17 protein-coding genes are annotated in these 18274 nt (G+C 65.5%); 1 reads left to right on the top strand and 16 read right to left on the bottom strand.

From position 1 onward, the window contains the following. Positions 1 to 38: 38 nt before the first annotated feature. The 13 genes from H7828_RS18180 to H7828_RS18240 form a co-directional block, all read right to left on the bottom strand. A complete protein-coding gene (locus H7828_RS18180; RefSeq protein WP_226782490.1) occupies positions 39 to 908 on the bottom strand; it encodes a MurR/RpiR family transcriptional regulator in 870 nt (289 codons plus the stop codon). Then, positions 908 to 1684: an SDR family oxidoreductase gene (locus H7828_RS18185; RefSeq protein WP_226782491.1), complete on the bottom strand. Its 777-nt coding sequence runs from the start codon at positions 1682 to 1684 to the stop codon at positions 908 to 910. Before H7828_RS18185 ends, H7828_RS18180 begins: the two co-directional genes overlap by 1 nt. Positions 1685 to 1694: 10 nt before the next feature. Beyond that, positions 1695 to 2804 carry a Gfo/Idh/MocA family protein gene (locus H7828_RS18190; RefSeq protein ID WP_226782492.1) on the bottom strand — a complete coding sequence of 370 codons (1110 nt, stop codon included), beginning with the start codon at positions 2802 to 2804 and terminating at the stop codon, positions 1695 to 1697. Continuing rightward, positions 2801 to 3877 carry a Gfo/Idh/MocA family protein gene (locus H7828_RS18195; protein ID WP_226782493.1) on the bottom strand — a complete coding sequence of 359 codons (1077 nt, stop codon included), beginning with the start codon at positions 3875 to 3877 and terminating at the stop codon, positions 2801 to 2803. The genes H7828_RS18190 and H7828_RS18195 overlap by 4 nt, the downstream gene beginning before the upstream one ends. Positions 3878 to 3886: 9 nt before the next feature. Further along, a complete protein-coding gene (locus H7828_RS18200; RefSeq protein WP_226782494.1) occupies positions 3887 to 4864 on the bottom strand; it encodes an ABC transporter permease in 978 nt (325 codons plus the stop codon). After that, the gene (locus H7828_RS18205; protein WP_226782495.1) at positions 4861 to 5811 is read right to left on the bottom strand and encodes an ABC transporter permease; all 951 of its coding nucleotides are present in this window, start codon (positions 5809 to 5811) and stop codon (positions 4861 to 4863) included. Before H7828_RS18205 ends, H7828_RS18200 begins: the two co-directional genes overlap by 4 nt. Beyond that, positions 5808 to 7310, bottom strand: coding sequence for a sugar ABC transporter ATP-binding protein (locus H7828_RS18210; RefSeq protein ID WP_226782496.1), 1503 nt, complete (start codon positions 7308 to 7310; stop codon positions 5808 to 5810). Before H7828_RS18210 ends, H7828_RS18205 begins: the two co-directional genes overlap by 4 nt. 65 nt (positions 7311 to 7375) lie before the next feature. Continuing rightward, the gene (locus tag H7828_RS18215) at positions 7376 to 8401 is read right to left on the bottom strand and encodes a substrate-binding domain-containing protein (protein ID WP_226782497.1); all 1026 of its coding nucleotides are present in this window, start codon (positions 8399 to 8401) and stop codon (positions 7376 to 7378) included. A 217-nt stretch (positions 8402 to 8618) separates the two neighbouring features. Further along, positions 8619 to 9491, bottom strand: a complete 873-nt coding sequence (locus H7828_RS18220) for a ribokinase (RefSeq protein ID WP_226782498.1) — start codon at positions 9489 to 9491, stop codon at positions 8619 to 8621. Positions 9492 to 9608: 117 nt separating this feature from the next. Beyond that, positions 9609 to 10349 (bottom strand): ribonuclease activity regulator RraA, encoded by a 741-nt coding sequence (locus tag H7828_RS18225; protein ID WP_226782499.1) that lies wholly within the window; start codon positions 10347 to 10349, stop codon positions 9609 to 9611. A 60-nt stretch (positions 10350 to 10409) separates the two neighbouring features. Further along, entirely contained in the window at positions 10410 to 11093 is a 684-nt protein-coding gene (locus H7828_RS18230) for a FadR/GntR family transcriptional regulator (RefSeq protein WP_226782500.1), read from the bottom strand. A gap of 116 nt (positions 11094 to 11209) precedes the next feature. Further along, the gene (locus tag H7828_RS18235; RefSeq protein ID WP_226782501.1) at positions 11210 to 12274 is read right to left on the bottom strand and encodes an ornithine cyclodeaminase; all 1065 of its coding nucleotides are present in this window, start codon (positions 12272 to 12274) and stop codon (positions 11210 to 11212) included. Between the two features lie 28 nt (positions 12275 to 12302). Further along, complete coding sequence (locus H7828_RS18240; RefSeq protein ID WP_226782502.1) at positions 12303 to 13319, bottom strand: nuclear transport factor 2 family protein; 1017 nt, start codon at positions 13317 to 13319, stop codon at positions 12303 to 12305. A gap of 300 nt (positions 13320 to 13619) precedes the next feature. Between H7828_RS18240 and H7828_RS18245 the strand changes: the two genes are divergently transcribed. After that, positions 13620 to 14627, top strand: coding sequence for a LacI family DNA-binding transcriptional regulator (locus H7828_RS18245; protein WP_226782503.1), 1008 nt, complete (start codon positions 13620 to 13622; stop codon positions 14625 to 14627). A gap of 60 nt (positions 14628 to 14687) precedes the next feature. On the opposite strand, the gene H7828_RS18250 is transcribed toward H7828_RS18245, so the two are convergent. The 3 genes from H7828_RS18250 to H7828_RS18260 form a co-directional block, all read right to left on the bottom strand. Further along, complete coding sequence (locus H7828_RS18250) at positions 14688 to 15662, bottom strand: nuclear transport factor 2 family protein (protein ID WP_226782504.1); 975 nt, start codon at positions 15660 to 15662, stop codon at positions 14688 to 14690. 96 nt (positions 15663 to 15758) lie between these two features. Then, entirely contained in the window at positions 15759 to 16991 is a 1233-nt protein-coding gene (locus H7828_RS18255) for an ABC transporter substrate-binding protein (protein WP_226782505.1), read from the bottom strand. A gap of 160 nt (positions 16992 to 17151) precedes the next feature. Further along, complete coding sequence (locus tag H7828_RS18260) at positions 17152 to 18207, bottom strand: ABC transporter ATP-binding protein (protein ID WP_226782474.1); 1056 nt, start codon at positions 18205 to 18207, stop codon at positions 17152 to 17154. Positions 18208 to 18274 lie beyond the last annotated feature (67 nt).

Here is an 18274-nt window from a genome sequence, read left to right on the forward strand (position 1 = left end):
ATATTTTCACTTTCGTGCATAATGAAAATATGCGCCCTTCAACTGGCATTGCGAACCCCGCTTGCGCCCTGCGGCGCCCGGTCGATCCGCCGCCCTGCGCTGACAATGATCGACTGGCACAGGGCCATTGCCGGTATCTGCGACCGGAAATGCCCAAGGCGCGCTTCGCGCACGAACAGGGTGTGCGCACCGATCCCGGCAATCGGGCTGAGTTCGTTGTCGGTGATCGCCAGAAGGCGCAGGTTGCGCTCGACGGTCTGCTGGGCCAGGGCAACGGTTTCGGGGGTGTAGTCATCGAAGGTGATGGCGATGACGGCATCCTCGGGGCGGATGAACCGGGATTGCGCGGCGCGCATAGCGCCGATGTTGTCCACCAGGTTCGCCCGCACACCCATCTGAGACAGGCCATAGAAACAATAGGCCCCGACTCCGAAGGCCCCCCGCGCGGCAATGATGTGCACCGTATCGGCCGCGACGATGGCTTCCACGAAACCCGAAAGGGCGGTGCGGTCGGTGTCCTGCTCCAGCCGGGTCAGGGTGTCGATCCCGGCCTGCACGAAGGCCCCCAGAACGGCATCGGGGCTGTCGAGATCGGGCGCGCCTTCGCTTCGCGGAGGGGTGGCCTCGCCGGGGGTGGCAAGCTGGCCGCGCGGGCCAAGAAGGCGCTGGCGAAACACTGTCTGAAGCTCGGCAAAGCCGGAGAACCCGATTTCCTTGGTGAACCGCGTCAGGGTTGACGTGGGCACATCCGCCATGCGGGCCAGTTCGACGATGTTGTAGATCGCCACGTCCTCGGGGTGGTTCAGCACGAACTGCGCCACCTGGCGCAACCGCGGCGACAGCTTCAGATCGTCCGAGGCCAGATGGGTGACCAGCCCCTGGTAATCGACGATCCCCGGCCGGGGCATTACGCGCCCATCACCCGTTGTTCCAGGTCGATGCAGGTGCCCGTCTGCAAGCCCGAATAATCGCTGAGCAGGTAGACCGCCAGGCGCGCCACCTCGACCGGTTGCAGAAGACGGCCCAGGGGCTGAGAGGCCGCTGCCTTGCCCAGCCAGTCTTCGCCCTTGTTCAGGGTATGGGCCTGCATTTCCATTTCGCCCTGGGTCGGGGACCAGCCCATGTTGATGCCATTCACGCGGATGCGGTCGGCCAGGTGGGCATTGGCGGCGTTCTTCGTCAGGGTCGCCAGAGCCCCTTTCGAGGCGGAATAGATCGCCAGTTCGGGCGATCCGCAGTGGGCGTTGATCGACTGGATATTGACGATGGACCCCGGCGCAGCCTCGGCCTTGCGGTGGGCGATGAAGGCCTGCATCAGGAAGAACGGCGCCCTTGCGTTCAGGTTGAACAGGCTGTCCCACTGCGCCTCGGTTCCGTCCAGCATCCCCGCGCGGGTGGTCAGACCCGCCGCGTTGACCAGGCCGTGAACCTCGCCGCGCCACTCCAGCACCCGCGCGAACAGATCCTGCGGCGCGCCCTCCTGCCCCAGGTCGGCGGCGAAAAAGCCCGCCTCGCAGCCCAGTTCGCGCAGGCCCTGCGCCACGTCTTCGCCCGCCTGCTGTGAACGGCCCGCAAGGGCAACGGCCGCCGCGCCGCGCCGCGCGGCCTCGTGCGCGATCTCGGCGCCCAGCCCCTGTGTTCCGCCGGTCACCAGCAGCGTCTTGCCCTGCAAGGTCAGTTCCATGGCCATCTCCTCAGGTTTCGATGCGGCGGGCCGATCCCACCTTGACCGGCTGGCCGGTGCGCCGTGACTGGATCGCGGCAAAGGCCAGGGCCAGGCTTTCCAGGTTCTCGCGGGCGCCGTTCTCGGGCTCGGCGTCGTCCTCGATGGCGACCAGAAGCGCACCCATGGCCCCCTGGAAACCGTCGTTGAACCACGCGCCGTCCAGCGCGGGGGTCGCGGCGCCGTCGGCGGTGGTCAGCGTCACCCGCTGCACCCCCAGGTCGGGGCCGGTGCTGTTCAGGCTGCCCTTTGTCCCGGCGATATAGGTGGCGTCCTGGGGGCCATGCCGCGTGGCACCGTCAAACACCAGCGAGGCCTGCCCGCCCTCAAGCTCGATCAGAACCTGCGCGGCCAGCGGCACCTTCGCGCCCTGATCCTGCGCCATGACCGAAGTGGCATAGACCGAGCGCGCCCGCCCGCGCGTCAGGCTGGTGATGAAATCGAACCAGTGGATGCCGAAATCGTACAGCATCAGGTCTTCGATCTTTTCAAACGGCGTGCCGGCAATCCAGCGGTGATCCCAGTGGAGGGAACAGTGACAGCCCACCGGCGCCCCGATCAGCCCGCCCTGAACCGCCGCGCGCATCCAGGCCATGTGCGGCGACCAGCGGCCGTTCTGGTTCACGGCCAGCTTCAGACCCCGTTCATCGGCCAGCGCCACCAGCCGTTCGCCCACGTCCAGATCGAGCACGAAGGGCTTCTGCGACAGCACATGCTTGCCCGCCCGCAGCGCCTGTTCCATCAGCGGCACACGGTCGGTCGGATGCGGCGTGATGTCGACCACGTCGATGGTGGGGTCGTTCAGGATGTCGGCGGCATCGTCGCTGATCCGTGCCTCGGGGTAGAATTCGGCCGCCTTCTTTTCGGCCTTGGCGCGGGTGCGGTTGCAGATCGCCGCCACGTCCCAACCGGCGGTGCGGTAGGCATCAAGGTGGGCCGAAACGATCCCCCCTGCCCCGATCACGCCGATCTTCGGGCGATAGCTGCGCGGTGCGGGCGGCCGATAGGCCAGGTCGGGCGCGTCGATCACCGGCACTTCGACGGTTTTCAGGGCATAGGTATCGGCGTCGGGTTCGCTCATTTCAAAAGCTCCAGCGTGCGCTTTTCCTGTGCCGAACGAACGGCGGTATCGACAATGCGCTGCGCATCGAGGCAGAGCGCGGCGTTCAGCGGCCCGCCGATGTCTTCGCCGCGGTCAAGGCAGCCCAGCACGTATTCAACAGCGTTGCGCCCCCCCTCGGGCAGCGGATCGGCCGGCACCGGCGTGGGTTCGGGCCTGGCGCGGGTCTGAACGGTGACGTGATCGGCGTAATCGGCGCTGGCGATGGTGCCGTCGCGTCCGACGAAGACGAAACCGCAGGTGGGCTGGGGCTGGATCGCCCAGGGGTCGGTGAAGGTGCCCCAGCGGGTCTCCATCTTCGACAGCCCGTGTTCATAGCGGCAGACGGTGATCGAATGCTGATCCACCTCGATGCCCGGCGTTTCATCGATCACGCTCGTCACTTCCAGGGGCACGCGCCCGTCCATGTACCAGGTGCCAAGGGTCGCGCCATAGCCCAGGTAATCAAGCTGGCTGCCCCCGCCCGAGGCCTTCTTGTACCACCAGGAATCCGGCTTCTGACGTTCCACCTCTTCCGGCGTCACCTCGACCTTGTCGGCCAGATGATAGAGCGGTCCGCGGTTGCCGTCGTAGAAATGCACCTCGGTCAGCTCGCCGATCGTACCCTCGTCGATCAGCCGTTTGGCGGTGACATGGCTTTCGACCCAGGCCAGAGGCCAGTTGATGGCCATCTGCTTGCCCGTGCCCTCCATGGCCTTCATCATCCGGCGGGCATCTTCAACCGACCCGGCGAAGGGCTTTTCCACCATCACATGCACGCCATGGGGCGCCAGCCGCTCGACGTAATCGGCATGATCGGCGGTGGCGGCACAAAGGATGGCGACATCGGGTTTCGCCGTCTTCATGCATTCATCAAGATCGGTGAACACCCGGTCTTCGGGAATGCCGAAGGTTTCGATGGCATTCGCCATGCGCGCCGGATCGGGATCGTAGATCGCCGCGATTTCGGCATCGGGGTGATCATGGACGCAGCGCAGCAGATCGCCCATGTGCATGTGATCGAAGTTGATGCCTGCAATACGCCATTTCGCCATGGTGGCCCCCTATCTCTGGTCGGTCAGTCGGATGTAGATTGTCGTCACGGCCAGGATGATCAGGCCGAAGAGGATGCGCCGCGCGCCCTCGGGCATCTGCAGCAGCGTCAGAAGCGTGCCCAGCACCGTCAGGATCAGTGCGCCGACGATGGTGCCAGAATAGCCCCCCCGCCCGCCGAAGATGGACGTGCCGCCGATCACCGCCGCCGCCACCGAAGGCAGCAGAAGCGGATTGACCAGGCTCAGCGACGGGGCCTTGATCAGCCCGACATAAAGAAGCCCGCTGACCCCCGCGATCAGACCCGACAGCGCGTAAAGCGCCAGGTAGACCTGCCAGCCGCGCACACCGGAAATCCGCGCCGCCGTCTCGTTCGAGCCGAGCGCGTAAAGCAGCCGCCCGAAACCCGTGCGCCGCTGGCCCCAGATCAGCAGGATGGCAAAGGGCACGAACAGCACCAGCGCGTTGGGAAAGCCCCAGGTGCGCCCGGTGCCCAGCCAGGACAGGCTGTCGGGAATGACCGACCCGGTGGCGATGACGAACCGCTGGTAGACCTGAAGGCAGCCGGTGCCGATCAGCCCCGTGCCCAGCGTCATGATCAATGGATGGACCCGACAGAAGGCCACCCCGAACCCGTTGACAAGGCCGATGGCGATGGCGGGCAGAAGCCCGATCACGATGGCCATGGGCACGCCCACCAGCTGCACCTGCGTCGCCATGACGAAGGCCGAAATGGTGGCGGCTACGGCGGCCGACAGGTCGATCCCGCCGGTCAACATGGTCAGGGTCTGGCAGGCCGCCAGCATGGCCAGCGGAATGGCGAATTTCACCGTGTTACCAATCCAGCGTTCGTTGAAGATGCCGGGGCGCATGAACTCCAGCACGCCGATCAGCGCGAACAGCAGCACGATCAGCGGGATCAGCGGGTAATCCCCCAGGAACCGCGCGATCCGGGTGCCCATGGGGGCGGTTTCACGTTCCGTCGTCATGTCTTGCGCCCTTTCATGGCCAGGACCCCGCCCAGCATCACCACCACCACCATGATCGTACCCTCGACGATGGTGGTGACATTCGGATCGACCGAGGCCAGCGTCAGGTCCATCCGCACAAGGCGCAGGATGAAGACCGCGATGATCGGCCCCAGAAGCGCCCCGCGCCCGCCACCCAGCACGACGCCGCCCAGCACCACCGCGGCAACGCTGGCCATCAGATAGGGCCCGGGGATCGGCTCTCCGATGCCGGTGGACATGGTCAGGGTCAGCCCGCCAAGTGCCGCGAACAACCCGCAGACCGCATAGGCCGCGATCCGGGTCAGGCCCACGGAAACCCCCGACCGGTAGGCGGCCAGTTCGTTGCTGCCGATGGCATAGATCGAAAGCCCAAGCCGCGAGCGCGACAGCGGAATCCAGATCACAGCGACACAGACCACCAGAAAGACGAAGGACCGGGGCAGCCAGGGAAAGATCACGTTGCCGACGATCAGTTCACGCAGCCAGGGCGTGGCCGCCCCGCCCGGCGCCTTGAGGATCAGAAGCGCCACGCCCTCCCAGACGAAAAGCATGGCAAGCGTCACCACGATGTCGGGCACGCGGGTATAGACGATGGCGGCCCCGTTGATCGCCCCCATGGCAAGGCCGATGGCCAGAACGCCGACAACGGCCAGAACCGTGCCCCCGCCCCCGGCGCCATCCATCAGCACCGCGGCCGAAACCCCGGCCACCGCCATCATCGACGCAACCGAAAGGTCGATGCCCCCGGCGATCACCACCACCGCCATTCCGGCGGTGGCAAAGGCGAATGGCAGGGTCGCGCGGCTGAGCGAATCCAGCCCCGAGATACCGAAATCGGGCTGAATCACCGTGGTCAGCACGAAGAGCAGCGCGAGAAAGGCAAGCAGGCCAAGAACCCAGCCCTGTTTGGAAATGAGACGGGTCATGCGGGCAACTCTTCTTCGGCGGAAAGTCCATAGGCGGCGCGCAGCAGGGTCGGTTCATCCGCATCTGCCGCTTCGATCACGTCGACGACGCGACCGTTGAAGATGACCACGGCGCGGTCACAGGCCATGGGCACCTCGCCCAGTTCAGAGGTGTAGAACAGCACCGACGCCCCCTCGCTGGCCAGCTTGCGCACCAGTTCATAGATCTGGCGCTTGGTGCGCACGTCGATGCCGCGTGTCGGATCGAACAGCAGCAGGGTTTCCACCCCGGTCGCGATCCAGCGCCCGATGGTCACCTTCTGCTGGTTGCCGCCCGAAAGACGCTGCACCTCGCCCTGGGCGCGGGTGTCGATCTGAAGCCGCTCGATGGCGTCGGTGACGCGTCGGGCCTCGTCCTTCATGGGGATCGCGCCCCATTTCCCGATCCGTGCCACCAGCGGCAGCGCGATGTTCTCGCGGACCGAGCGTTGCATCAGCAGGGCATCGCCCCGGTCGCCCGGAACAAAGGTCAGGCCCGCGGCGATGGCATCGTCGGGGTGGTGGAACGACATGGCCTTGCCGTCGATCTCGATGCTGCCCGACGAAGGGCGGCGCACCCCGGCCAGGGCCTCGAACAATTCGTCCTGCCCCTGCCCTTCCAGCGCGACGACGCCCAGAACCTCGCCCCGGTGCAGGTCAAGCGACACATCCGACAGCTTGGTTCCGGCGGCCAGGTTGCGCACCTTCACGCGCGGCGGGCCTTCCGGCGCAACCGAGGTGACATCGGTGCCAGCCCCGCGCCCGGCCCCCAGAGCGGCCCCCAGCATCAGTTCGACAATACGTTCCTCGACGCCCTCCTCGATGGGCAGATCGCCCACGGTGGCGCCATCGCGCAGCACGGTGGCGCGGTCGCAAAGTTCGGAAATCTCGGTGAAGCGGTGCGAGATGTAGATCACGGACTGCCCGGCATCGGCCTGGGCACGCACCACCTGCAACACCCGTTCGACAAGATCGGTGGGCAGGGCCGCCGTCATCTCGTCCAGCATCAGAACCTCGGGTTCGATGGCCAGGGCGCGGGCCAGATCCAGGATGCGCAGGGTGGCCAGGGGCAGTTGGCCGATCATGTCGTCCAACCGCAGCCCTTTGATGCCCAACTGGTCGACCCAGTGGCGGAAGGGTTCGACAGGGGTGTTGCACAGCCGCAGGTTGGCGGCGACATCCAGGTCGGGAATGAGCGAAGGTTCCTGGTAGACCGGCATCAGCCCGGCGCGCTGTGCCTCGGCCGGTGTGCGGGCCTTGGTCTCGCGGCCACGGATGCGGATGGTGCCGCCATCGGGGCGAAGGGCGCCGGTGAGGATCTTCACGAAGGTGGACTTTCCCGCACCGTTCGCCCCCATCAGCGCAACGATCTCGCCCTTCTTCAAGGTCAGCGAGGCATCGCGCAGGGCAATCACGGCGCCGAAATGCTTCTTCACTCCGCGCGCATCAAGAAGGGGGGACGCCCCTGTCGGTTCAGTCATGCAATGGCCATTTCTGATTGGTCGCAATGGGTTGGCCCCGGCGTTGCCGCCGGGGCCTGGTCAGGTCACTCGCCCGGGCCCTTGCAGGCGATGATCTCTTCCGTGGTGTAGGTCGTCCAGCCGGGGATCGACACGCTCACCGGCCACTCGGGGTCGAGGTTGGGGTTCTGCGCGCCTTCGATCAGGGCCATGCCGGCCGGATCGTTGTTTGCCCAGATCGCCGGATCGACCAGCACGGTGTTGCTTTCGGGCATGTCGCCGTCAAGGATCTGCAGCGCCAGTGTCACGCCCGCACCGCCGATGGAACCGGGGTTTGTCACCGCCGCACCCACCAGGCCATCGACCGTGGCCAGCTGACCCACGAAACCGGCGTTGTCGGCACCGACGATCGGCACCAGGGGCGCGTCGGATTCGACGAAGGCGTCGACGATCACGTTGTCGATGCCGCTGGTCCATACACCATCGACCGGCAGGCCGGTGGCGAGGTAATCGAGGATCTGCTGCTTGCCCTGGTCCTGCTGCCAGCCGGTGAAGACCTCGTGCACGATGTTGATGTCGGGGAACTCTTCCAGCGCGCGCTTGAACCCGCGGTCACGGTCATCGTCGGCACCGGCACCGGCGGCGCCGCGCATGTAGACAATGTCACCCGAGCCGCCGACCTGTTCAAACAGCCACTTGGCGCCAAGGTAGGCATATTCTTCCTGGTTGTTGGACAGGATATAGGCCCCCGGTGCCGTCACCGCCTGGTCAACCGCCACCACGACGATGCCCTTGGCGATCGCCTCTTCGATGGCCGAGTTCACGCCTTCCGAGTTCGAAGGATTCAGCACGATGGCATCGACGCCTGCTTCCACCAGGTTGCGGATATCTTCCAGCTGACCGGCGGCATCGGTGTTGCGGTGGGCGATGTTCAGCGAATCAACCTTGCCCGAATCAAGGGCCTGCGCCTTCATCGCGCAGACCATTTCCTCGCGCCAGCCGTTGCCCTGGACGGTGTTGGAAATGCCCAGCGTATAGCCCTCGGCCGAGGCGACCGAACCCAGGCCTGCAAGCAGTGAAACTATTGTTGCGCCTTGGAAATATCTTTTCATCTTAGGTCCTCCCGTTTCGTTTTCATGGTGACGCCACGGTGCGTTTTGACCGTGGCGAAAGGTGATGTCCGGCCCCCTGCGGGGCCACTTTTTTGAATGCACACCCCCTCGCGCGACACTCTCAGGATATGCTCCGGCGCCAGTTAACGCCGCGATTTGCGTGGGTTGCAAGAGTGAATCGCTGTTGTCGGCCTGCAAGCCCTTCCCGCGCGGCGGATCAGGGCAAGGCTGCCCGCACCTCGTCGAGCGAGGGGATGGAACCGCCCGCGCCGGGGCGGGCCACCGTGATCGCCGAGGCCGCACTGGCCATGCCAAGGGCCTCGTCCAATGGGTCACCCAGGCTCAGCCGGCCTAGGAAGAACCCCAGGAAGGTGTCGCCCGCCGCCGTGGTATCGACCACCCGTTCGGCCCGGGCAGCGGGTTGCAGGATCGCCTCTCCCGCGCGGGGTTTCAGGCTGGCCCCCTCGGCCCCCCGCGTCACCAGCACCATCTCGAGGTCGAGACTATCCAGCGACTGCCCCAGCGCCTGTTCCAGTTGCCCGGCCTCGATCTCGTTCAGGGCCAGCAGCGTAATATGGGGCAGGACGGCGCGCGTCGCCTCGGCATCGAAGGGGGCGGCGGCATAGGCCACCGACAGGCCCGCCGCCTTTGCCCGGGCCGCAACCTCGGGGACATGGGCGGTTTCGTTCTGGATCACCAGCCAGTCGCCCGGTGCGGCATTGGCGATGATCGTCTCGGCAATCTCGGCCGAAAATTCCCAGTTCGCACCTTTCAGAAGGGTGATCGCGTTTTCCCCGTCATCCGAAACCTGGATCACCGCCTGGCCGGTGGGCGTGTCCAGCCGCTGGACATGGGTGCAATCGACACCCCGGTCGCCCAATTCGTCGAGCGTCCAGCCGCCATCCGGGCCGATGGCGCCATAATGCAGCACGGCGGCCCCGGACTGCGCCAGCGCGATCGAGGTATTCGCCCCCTTGCCGCCAAGGCCACGCTCCAGCCCGCGACTGACCAGGGTTTCGCCCGGCGCGGTGATATGGGGCACGCGATAGACAAGGTCGATGTTGATGGAACCGAGATTGTGCAAGGGCATGAGGGGGCGCTCCGTTTCGTGGCCGGGCGGAAGGCCCGGCGGTTTGCCCGGTGATAGCAGGTCGCGGGACGGCTGCGAAAGGCGCAGCGCGCCGAAACCGCCCCGCGACCCCGCAGCTTACGTCGCGCGGCGGGCCTTCCAGGCCTCGAAACGGGTCAGGCTGTCGGGGTCGGTGGGCGGATAGAGCCCGATGATCGCCCGCCCGCCCAGCACCTCTTCCAGTACGAACTCCTCGTAAAGCTCCATCGGGGCCGATTCCGCCGCGATCTCGTCGGCCAGGTGGCGCGGAATGACCATGACGCCGTCACCGTCGGCCACGATGATGTCACCGGGATAGACCGCCGCACCACCACAGCTGATGGGAACGTCCAGATCCACGGCGTGATGCTTGGTCAGGTTGGTGGGCGCCGAGGGCTTGGCGGCGAACACCGGCATGTCCAGCGCCGCCGCGCCCCCCGCATCGCGGATGCCGCCATCGGTCACCACGCCGGCCCCGCCGCGCACCTGCAACCGCGTCAGCAGGATCGACCCGGCCGAGGCGGCCGTGGCATCCTGGCGGCAATCCATCACCAGAACATGCCCCTCGGGGCAGGTTTCGATGGCGACGCGCTGGGGATGATCCCGCTCGCGGAAGGCCTCGATCGGGTCGGTATCCTCGCGCGCCACGATATAGCGCAGCGTATAGGCCGGGCCGACCATGCGCTTGCCCTCGCCCAGGGGCGCCACCCCCTGAACATAGCAGTTGCGAAACCCCTTCTTGTAAAGAAGCGTGGCCACCGTTGCCGTGCTGGCCTCTTTCAGCAGCGTCAGGGTGTCGGGGTTCAGCGGAAGGTCTTTCGCGGGTTTCGGATTTGCCATGGTCTTCTCCTTGTTCAGATCGGTTTTTTGCCGTTCCCGGCGCTTTTCGGAGTGTGGTTGTCAGTCCTCGAACACGCGGGACTTGGCGTTTTGCAGATGCGCGCGCATGGCGGCGCGGGCCTCCTCGGGGGCCTGCGCCGCGATGGCGTCCAGGATGGCGCGGTGCTCGGACTGGGCAAGCGCCATGCGCGGGCCGATGCTGCTGAGCGAAAGGGTGCGGTTGATGTTCATGCCCTGGGCGATATGGGTGCGGATCTGGTCCAGCCCCGCCACCAGGAACCTGTTCCGGCTTGCCGCGCCGATCATGCGGTGAAAGGCGAAATCCTCTTCGGCGCCGGTGGCCTTTTCGCTGTTGGCGCGGTCCAGCGCGGCCAGGGCCCGGCGCAGCGCGGCAAGATCGCCCGCGCCGCGCCGCAGGGCGGCCAGCGCCGCCGCCTCGGGCTCAAGCGTGATGCGGTATTCGAAGCAGCGCTGCACATCGGCGATGCTGGCCAGGGGCGAGATCGCGTCAAGCCGCGCACCCGGCTTCTGTTCGACATAGCTGCCCGACCCCTTGCGCGACCGGATGATCCCGTCGTCGCGCAGCCGCGACAGCGCCTCGCGCACCACCGGACGCGACACCCCATGCGCGGCGGCAATCGCCGCCTCGGAAGGCAGCCGCGTGCCGACCGCCAGCCGGTCGGCCGACACCTCGCCCAGAAGCGCATCGTAAACGGCATCGCTGCGGCGGTTGTCCGTGGTCACGTCCAGGCTCCGGAATCGGGCTCAGCAGCGGCGCTGAACCTGTCAAACAGGCCTAACATCTGTCTTACAGATTTGGAAGCGGCGGAATGGCCCCGGCACTGACCGGCGACAGGACCCTACCTTGCGCGTTCCAGCATCCCGAACAGATCGCGGGGGTCATCGGGATCGGCCAGCATGTCCAGCCGGTCATGGGGCGCGCCCGCGCGCACCTTGGCGTGGACGTACCGCAGCGCCGAAAAATCCTCGATGGCAAAGCCGACGGAATCGAACAGCGTGATCTGCCGGTCGCTCCGGCGCCCCGGGGCATCGCCCGCCATGACCTTCCAAAGCTCGGTGACAGGATGATCGGGGGCCAGTTGCTGGATCTCACCCTCGATCCGGGTCTGTTCGGGGTATTCCACGAAGATGTCCGAACGCATCAGGATGTCGCGGTGCAGCTCGGTCTTGCCCGGGCAATCGCCGCCGATGGCGTTGATGTGGATGCCCGCGCCCACCATGTTGTCGGTCAGAACGGTCGCATTCTGCTTGTCCGCCGTGCAGGTGGTGACGATTTGCGCCCCTTCGGTGGCCGACTCGGCCGAGGTGCATTTGACGATTTCAAAGCCCTGCGCCGCCAGGTTGCGCGCGGCCTTCTCGGTGGCCTTCGGGTCAACGTCGTATAGCCGCAGCCGGTTGACACCGCAGAGTTCGCGAAAGGCGATGGCCTGGAATTCGCATTGCGCGCCATTGCCGATCATCGTCATGGTGTCGCTGCCCTTCGGGGCCAGGTATTTGCCCACCAGCGCCGAGGTGGCCGCCGTGCGCAGCGCGGTCAGAACGGTCATCTCGGTCAGCAGCACAGGATAACCGTTGGCCACCGACGACAGGACGCCGAAGGCGGTCACGGTCTGGAACCCGTCGCGCAGGTTCTTGGGGTGTCCGTTGACGTATTTGAAGCCGTAGTTCTCGGAATCCGCCGTGGGCATCAGTTCGATCACGCCATCCTGGCTGTGGGATGCCACGCGCGGTGTCTTGTCGAATTCGGGCCAGCGGCGGAAGTCGGCCTCAATATATCCGGCAAGGTCGCGCATGAAGGCGGCCGCGCCCATGGTATTGACCATGCGCATCATGTTCTGAACCGAGACGAAGGGCAGAAAGGCGATTTCGGAAGGTTTGGGGGCGGTCACGGTCGATCCTGTCATGTGGGAATTCGCAGTCGGTGGTTCGGCGTCAGGCGGGCTTGTCCGGGCGGGCCGGGGCGCCGGTGGCCGCGCTCTGGCCTTCGATCTGCAGCAGGATCTGTTTCCAGATGGCCACTTCGTCGAACAGCGCATATTCCCGGCGGATGCCGCGCGGGCCGAATTCGGCGTGGCAGATGCCCATGACATAGACCTCGGCGCCGGTCGGCCTGCCGAAGGCGCCCCAGCCGTCATGCCGGCCTTCCAGCGTCCAGCGCAGCGCGGCGCGCGGCGACATCAGATCGTCGTGCCGGCCGATGGTGTGGTGAATGGTGAATTTCGCGTCGGAAAAGGCCGACCGCACCTGGGCCCAGAAGGCGTTGACCGCATCGGGGCAATGGCTGGTCTGACCGCCGGCATAGATGCAGTGGCACTGTTCGTCATAGTTCTCGGGGATCGCGCTCAGATCGCCGGCCATCACCCGGTTCAGGATGTCGGCATATTTCGCGCCCCATTCATTGTCGTTGCCCCGGCCCTTGTAGGGCCCCGGACGGTCGATTTCCGCAGTCAGGGGCTTGGTGCAGGTTTCCGGCCCGCCTTCGATCTCGATCTGGTGGCGGGCAAAATCCTTGGGGTCCCAGCCAAGCTGGCGCACGACACCGCCGGAATCACGGATCAGCCATTCGTCGTCGATCATGTCATCGCGCGCGGCGCAATCGGCGATGATCCAGTACCAGATCTTCCTGTGCGTGGCAGGACCGTAGATGTCATCGCGATCGTGCACCATGATGTCGACATTGCGGTGCGACGAATAGAAATGGCCGGTGTCATCGCAGGACCAGATCACATCCTCGGCGCCCGAGGTGCGGTGGGGGGCCTGGCCGATGGTTGCATAGGTCCCGCGGATCGTGGCCTCGACCCCGACAGAAAGGCCGCCGGGCGTGCGCACCAGGATGTCCTTGGCATAATAATCATGCAGCGTCAGGACTTTGCGGTCATCCCAGATCTCTCGGGTGATCTCGATGATGTAGTCCGTAAAGCTCGGCCACTTCTCGCTGAATTCCGTCATGGTCTGTCCTTTTGCCAAGGCCTGCGTTGCGTGGCGCCGCCGGGACGGCGCGCTTTCGCCCTCTCTACTGTGCAAATTGTGCATGAACAAGATGAATTTTGCAATTGGAACCAAGTCGCGTCACCGCTACACTGCCCTCGAACCTGCCCGGGCCGGACGCCAAGGCGCGACCTCGACCTTCGCCCTGCTTTTCACGCGGGGGCGGCTGGTATACTGGCTTTGATCGCGGATGTGTTCGGGGCAGAACGTGCAGGCCCCCGCCCCTCGTCATCGGGCGCAAGGATGGAGCGTCGAGCCAGGATGAGCAGAGTGACAGCCGAGGATGTGGCAAGACGGGCCGGTGTCAGCCGGTCAGCGGTCAGCCGCGTTTTCACGCCGGGGGCTTCGGCCAGCCGCGACACGACCGAACGTGTGCGCCGCGCCGCGACGGAACTGGGCTATCGTCACGCCGGATACCGGCGCAGGCAGCCCGAACAGGCCACCATCGGACTGGTGGTCAGCAACGTCGAAAACCCCTTCTATGCCCATGCGACCAAGTGCCTGTCCATGGCCCTGCAGGCCCGCGGCTTCGACACGCTGTTGCTGGTCGAGATGGAGACCGTCGGCACCGCCGACGCCATCGTGGCCCGCTGCCTGGACCAGGGGGTTGCCGGACTGATCGTCTCAAGCGCGGCGACGGTGTCTGAACTGGCCCGGCAATGCGAACGTTTCGGCATTCCCGCGGTCTTCTTCAACCGGTTGCCCAACGATGCGGTTTCAAACTGCGTGACGTCCAACAACTTTTCCGGCGGGCGCAGCGTGGGCGAACACCTTGTCGCCACCGGGCACCGTCGCATCGCCTATCTGGCCGGATGGGAATACGCCTCGACCCAGCGCGACCGCGAGGCGGGGCTGGTGGCCGCCCTGCGCGAGGCAGGTCTTGAACCCTTCGCGCGCGAGGCGGGGGATTTCGACTATACCCTGGCCCAGGAAGCGACACGCAGGCTTTTCGCGGGGCCCGCACTGCCCGACGCGGTTTTCGTGGCCAACGATCACATGGCCTTTGCCTGCATGGACGTGCTGCGGCACGAACTGGGGCTTTCGGTGCCCGGTGACGTGTCGGTGGTGGGCTTCGACGATGTGCCGCTTGCCGCGTGGCCCAGCTATGACCTGACGACGGTCACCCAGCCGGTTGCGCAGATGGCCGAACAGGCAATCGAGGTGCTGGTGGCGCAGATCAAGGCGCCGGACACCGCAGGCCGGCGGATCGCCATCGACGGCATGCTGGTGCTGCGCGGATCGACACGCGACCGAACCGCCGACAACTGAGCCGCCGGCGCCCCCGCAACATCGCGTCGCGGGGGCAGGCAAGGCCGGGCGGCTTGCCGCTCAGACGTTGCCGGTGTGCAGCATGATCTGCTTCCAGATCAGCATCTCGTCATAGACGGTATATTCCTTGCGCAGCCCCCAGGGGCCGAATTCGGCCTGGGTGAAGCCCATGATATAGACCTCGGCGCCGGTGGGCGCACCGAAGGCACCATAGCCGTCATGGCGGCCCAGCATCGACCAGCGGATCGCCGCGCGGGGCGACAACAGCGGGTCTTCACGGCCGATCTGATGTTCGATCTTGAATTCCGCCGAGGGAAAGGCCGCCCGCAGGCGCATCCAGTTGGTTTCGGGAAAGGCCCAGGACCATCCCGTGCGGTTGCCCGGGTGTTCAGTACGGACAGCGCGGTCGTATTCCTTCTGGATCACGGTGAAGTCGGCGTTCATCATCCGCGTGAGGATGTCACCCAGGCGCTGGCCCCATTCGTTGTCGTTGCCGCGGCTGGTATAAAGCCCCTGCACATCGTCCTTCGGGTGGAAGGGACGGCGCGCCTTTTCCGGCCCACCTTCATCTTCGATGCCCTGGCGCACGAATTCGACCGGGTCCAGGCCCAGTTGCAGGGCAAGCCCCGAATTGTCACGGGTCAGCCACTCGTCGTAGATCAGGTTCTGTTTTGCCGCACAGTCGGCCACCGCCCGCACCGCGAAACTGCGCCCGGTCGGAGCGCCCAGACGGCCATGCCCGGTATGTGTCCCGAAGGACAGCACGCGGTGCGACGACAGATAGCCGGTTTCGTCATCCCCCGACCAGATCACGTCTTCGGCCAGCAACTGCCGGTCGGGCGCCTCCGAGATCGATTCCATCGTGTTGTTGATCACCGCGACATTGCCCCGGATCACCCCACCCGGCGAGCGCATGATCACCTCGGGATCGTAGGTATCGTGCAAGGTGGCAAGCCCGCGCTTTTCCCAGATGTCCTCGGTGATCTTGATGATGTAGTCGGGAAAATCGGCAAAGCGCTTGTCAAAGCCCAGCATGTCTTGTCCTTTCTGAAGTCCTGGCCCGCCGCGACCTGCGGCGCACCATCGTGAAATCCCTGCAAACGGCGCCGATGCCGCCCGCGGCTGTTGTTTCTAGTCGAGGAAACCGCTTTCGCGCGCGGCGGTGCCGTAGGCGCGGCTGACATCCTCAAGGGCCTGTTCGGCGGTTTCCTCGCCCTGGATGAATTCGGCCAGGTTTTCGCTCAACGCGCCGTGCAGCAGGCCCATGTAGGGGGTCATGGGATAGGGCCGCGCACCACCTGCGATATTCGCCGCAACGCCCTTGGCCGGCGGGGTCGGCTCATAACCCTTGATCAGCCAGACCGCCGATTCGCGATGGTCCCGGGCCATTTCCGGCGAGGCCGCATGCATCATCGCGCGAAACGATGCCTCGGCATCCTCGTCCGAGATGTTCCTGGCCAATGCAAAGCCGTCCCACCAGAGCGCGGCCGCCGGAACGCCGCCAGCTTCCACCGCCGGCATGGCGGACAGCACGGTTTCCCCGGCGAACTCGGATTCCGTTGTATCCAGAAGCTCGCGCGCCCGCGAACCCCAGGCGATCAGCATGGCAAGCTGGCCTTCCTTCCACAGCGGCGCCAGGGTGTTGGCGTCGTCGGTGATGAAATCCTTGCGCATCTGACCGCTGAGCGCCTTCATGGTTTCCAGCGTGGCAATGCCGTTCTGGTTCTGGATGTCCAGCTCGGCCGATCCCGGCTTGAAGAAATCGGCGCCGGTGCCAAGGTAGAGGTTCACGAACTCGGCCGCGATGTCCCAGCCGGGCTTGTAACTGGCCGCGAAGGGGGCCTCCATCACGCCTGCATCGCGAAGCGCCTGAGCGGCCTTCACGACATCCGCGAAGGTTTCGGGCGGCGTGATGCCGTTGTCTTCCAGAATGTCGCGGCGATAGAACAGGTGCTGACCGTTGGCCATGAAGGCGATGGCCATGATCTTGCCGTCGACGCGGATCAGCTGGTGATCCTGCAGATCCTGGCCCCACTTCGCGACGTAGTCATCCAGCGGGCGCACGAGGTTGGCGTTTAGCAGCGGCACGATCGAGTTGCTTGCGATCATCGCCACCGTATAGGCCGCCGGGTCGCTTGACAGGGCCGGGCCCTGGATCGTCTTGTGCTCGATGGTCTGGTTGATCGTCACCTCGACACTGTCCGAGGCGCAGTCCTGCACCGCCCGGCCAATGGCGCGCAGCGCTTCGAAATTGTTCGACAGCAACCGGACCGAGCCCTTCTCGATCCCGCAATCGGCATGCGCCGCAACGGTGGTTGAAAGAAAGACGGCCATGGCCGCCGACAGCTTTCCGATAGGCATCATCTGCTCCTCCCATTGGTGCAGCATTTCATTTGCATGTTTTGCAAACCACGGGCCTTCCCGCCGCGCAGGGTTTGCCCCCGCGAAGGCCCCGCCAACCGTACCGGCAGCCCCGCCGCGGCAGGGGGCGGAGGGGCGCGCCGGTCGGATCGCGGATTTTGCGTCATCCGTGGGCGATCCTTTCGCCGGTCTTGGTGTCGAAGAGGTGGCAGATGGCTGCGGGGATGCGGGCCTTTACCACTTCGCCGATCTCGGCGCGGTATTCCTTGTTGGTCTTGATCGACACCAGCGAGCCGGCCAGCCGCCAGGTTATCATCGACGCCTCGCCCAGAAGCTCGATCGAATACATCGGCGCCGAGATCTGCGCCTCTTCCTCGACGATCTCGGCATCCTCGGCGCGAAAGCCCAGCGTCACGTTCCCCGAGGCGCTTGCCGGCAGGCCCTCGACCCGGATGCCGTCGGCGCTGAAGACGCCATCCTCAAGCCGCCCCTCGACAAGGTTCATGGCGGGCGAGCCGATGAAGCTGGCGACGAAGGTGTTGGCGGGGTTGTCGTAGATGTCGGTCGGGGTGCCGACCTGCTGGATCTTGCCCTTGTTCATCACCACCACGCGGTCGGCCAGGGTCATCGCCTCGATCTGGTCGTGGGTCACGTAGACCGTCGTGGTCTTCAGCTTGGATTGCAGGTTCTTGATCTGCGCGCGGGTGCTGACGCGCAGCTTCGCATCCAGGTTCGACAGCGGTTCGTCCATCAGGAACACCGTGGGCTTGCGCACGATGGCGCGCCCCAGGGCCACGCGCTGGCGCTGCCCGCCCGAAAGTTCCGCAGGCCGGCGGTCCATGAAATCCTCAAGCTCGACCATCGCGATGGCCTTCATGACCATGTCGTGATGCTGGTCCTTGGGCACCTTGCGCACCCGCAGCGGAAAGCGGATGTTCTCGTAGACCGAAAGGTTCGGGTAGAGCCCGTAGGACTGGAACACCATCGAGATGTCGCGGTCCTTCGGTTCAAGGTCGTTGACCACCTTGTCGCCCAGAAGGATCTGCCCGTCGGTCACATCCTCAAGCCCCGCGATCATCCGCATGGTGGTGGATTTGCCGCAGCCCGAGGGGCCCAGCAGAACCAGGAATTCCTGGTCCGCGATGTCGAGATCGAAGTTCTCGACCCCCACGAACGAGCCCCAGCGCTTGTTCACGTTCTTGAGTTGAAGTCTGGCCATTGGAAAAACCCCCTTATCCCTTGACGGCGCCGGCGGTCAGGCCGCTCACGATTTGACGTTGGAAGAA

It is taken from the genome of Oceaniglobus trochenteri (assembly GCF_020529025.1).
GTDB classification, from domain to species: domain Bacteria; phylum Pseudomonadota; class Alphaproteobacteria; order Rhodobacterales; family Rhodobacteraceae; genus Oceaniglobus; species Oceaniglobus trochenteri.

Bases quoted from the DNA above. Each gene is read 5' to 3' on its own strand.
- H7828_RS18195 (WP_226782493.1), bottom strand. From the start codon at position 3,877: ATGGCGAAATGGCGTATTGCAGGCATCAACTTCGATCACATGCACATG.
- H7828_RS18220 (WP_226782498.1), bottom strand. From the start codon at position 9,491: ATGCCCTTGCACAATCTCGGTTCCATCAACATCGACCTTGTCTATCGC.
- H7828_RS18250 (WP_226782504.1), bottom strand. From the start codon at position 15,662: ATGCTGGGCTTTGACAAGCGCTTTGCCGATTTTCCCGACTACATCATC.
- H7828_RS18215 (WP_226782497.1), bottom strand. From the start codon at position 8,401: ATGAAAAGATATTTCCAAGGCGCAACAATAGTTTCACTGCTTGCAGGC.
- H7828_RS18235 (WP_226782501.1), bottom strand. From the start codon at position 12,274: ATGACAGGATCGACCGTGACCGCCCCCAAACCTTCCGAAATCGCCTTT.
- H7828_RS18255 (WP_226782505.1), bottom strand. From the start codon at position 16,991: ATGATGCCTATCGGAAAGCTGTCGGCGGCCATGGCCGTCTTTCTTTCA.
- H7828_RS18205 (WP_226782495.1), bottom strand. From the start codon at position 5,811: ATGACCCGTCTCATTTCCAAACAGGGCTGGGTTCTTGGCCTGCTTGCC.
- H7828_RS18190 (WP_226782492.1), bottom strand. From the start codon at position 2,804: ATGAGCGAACCCGACGCCGATACCTATGCCCTGAAAACCGTCGAAGTG.
- H7828_RS18260 (WP_226782474.1), bottom strand. From the start codon at position 18,207: ATGGCCAGACTTCAACTCAAGAACGTGAACAAGCGCTGGGGCTCGTTC.
- H7828_RS18225 (WP_226782499.1), bottom strand. From the start codon at position 10,349: ATGGCAAATCCGAAACCCGCGAAAGACCTTCCGCTGAACCCCGACACC.
- H7828_RS18185 (WP_226782491.1), bottom strand. From the start codon at position 1,684: ATGGAACTGACCTTGCAGGGCAAGACGCTGCTGGTGACCGGCGGAACA.
- H7828_RS18245 (WP_226782503.1), top strand. From the start codon at position 13,620: ATGAGCAGAGTGACAGCCGAGGATGTGGCAAGACGGGCCGGTGTCAGC.
- H7828_RS18180 (WP_226782490.1), bottom strand. From the start codon at position 908: ATGCCCCGGCCGGGGATCGTCGATTACCAGGGGCTGGTCACCCATCTG.
- H7828_RS18200 (WP_226782494.1), bottom strand. From the start codon at position 4,864: ATGACGACGGAACGTGAAACCGCCCCCATGGGCACCCGGATCGCGCGG.
- H7828_RS18240 (WP_226782502.1), bottom strand. From the start codon at position 13,319: ATGACGGAATTCAGCGAGAAGTGGCCGAGCTTTACGGACTACATCATC.
- H7828_RS18210 (WP_226782496.1), bottom strand. From the start codon at position 7,310: ATGACTGAACCGACAGGGGCGTCCCCCCTTCTTGATGCGCGCGGAGTG.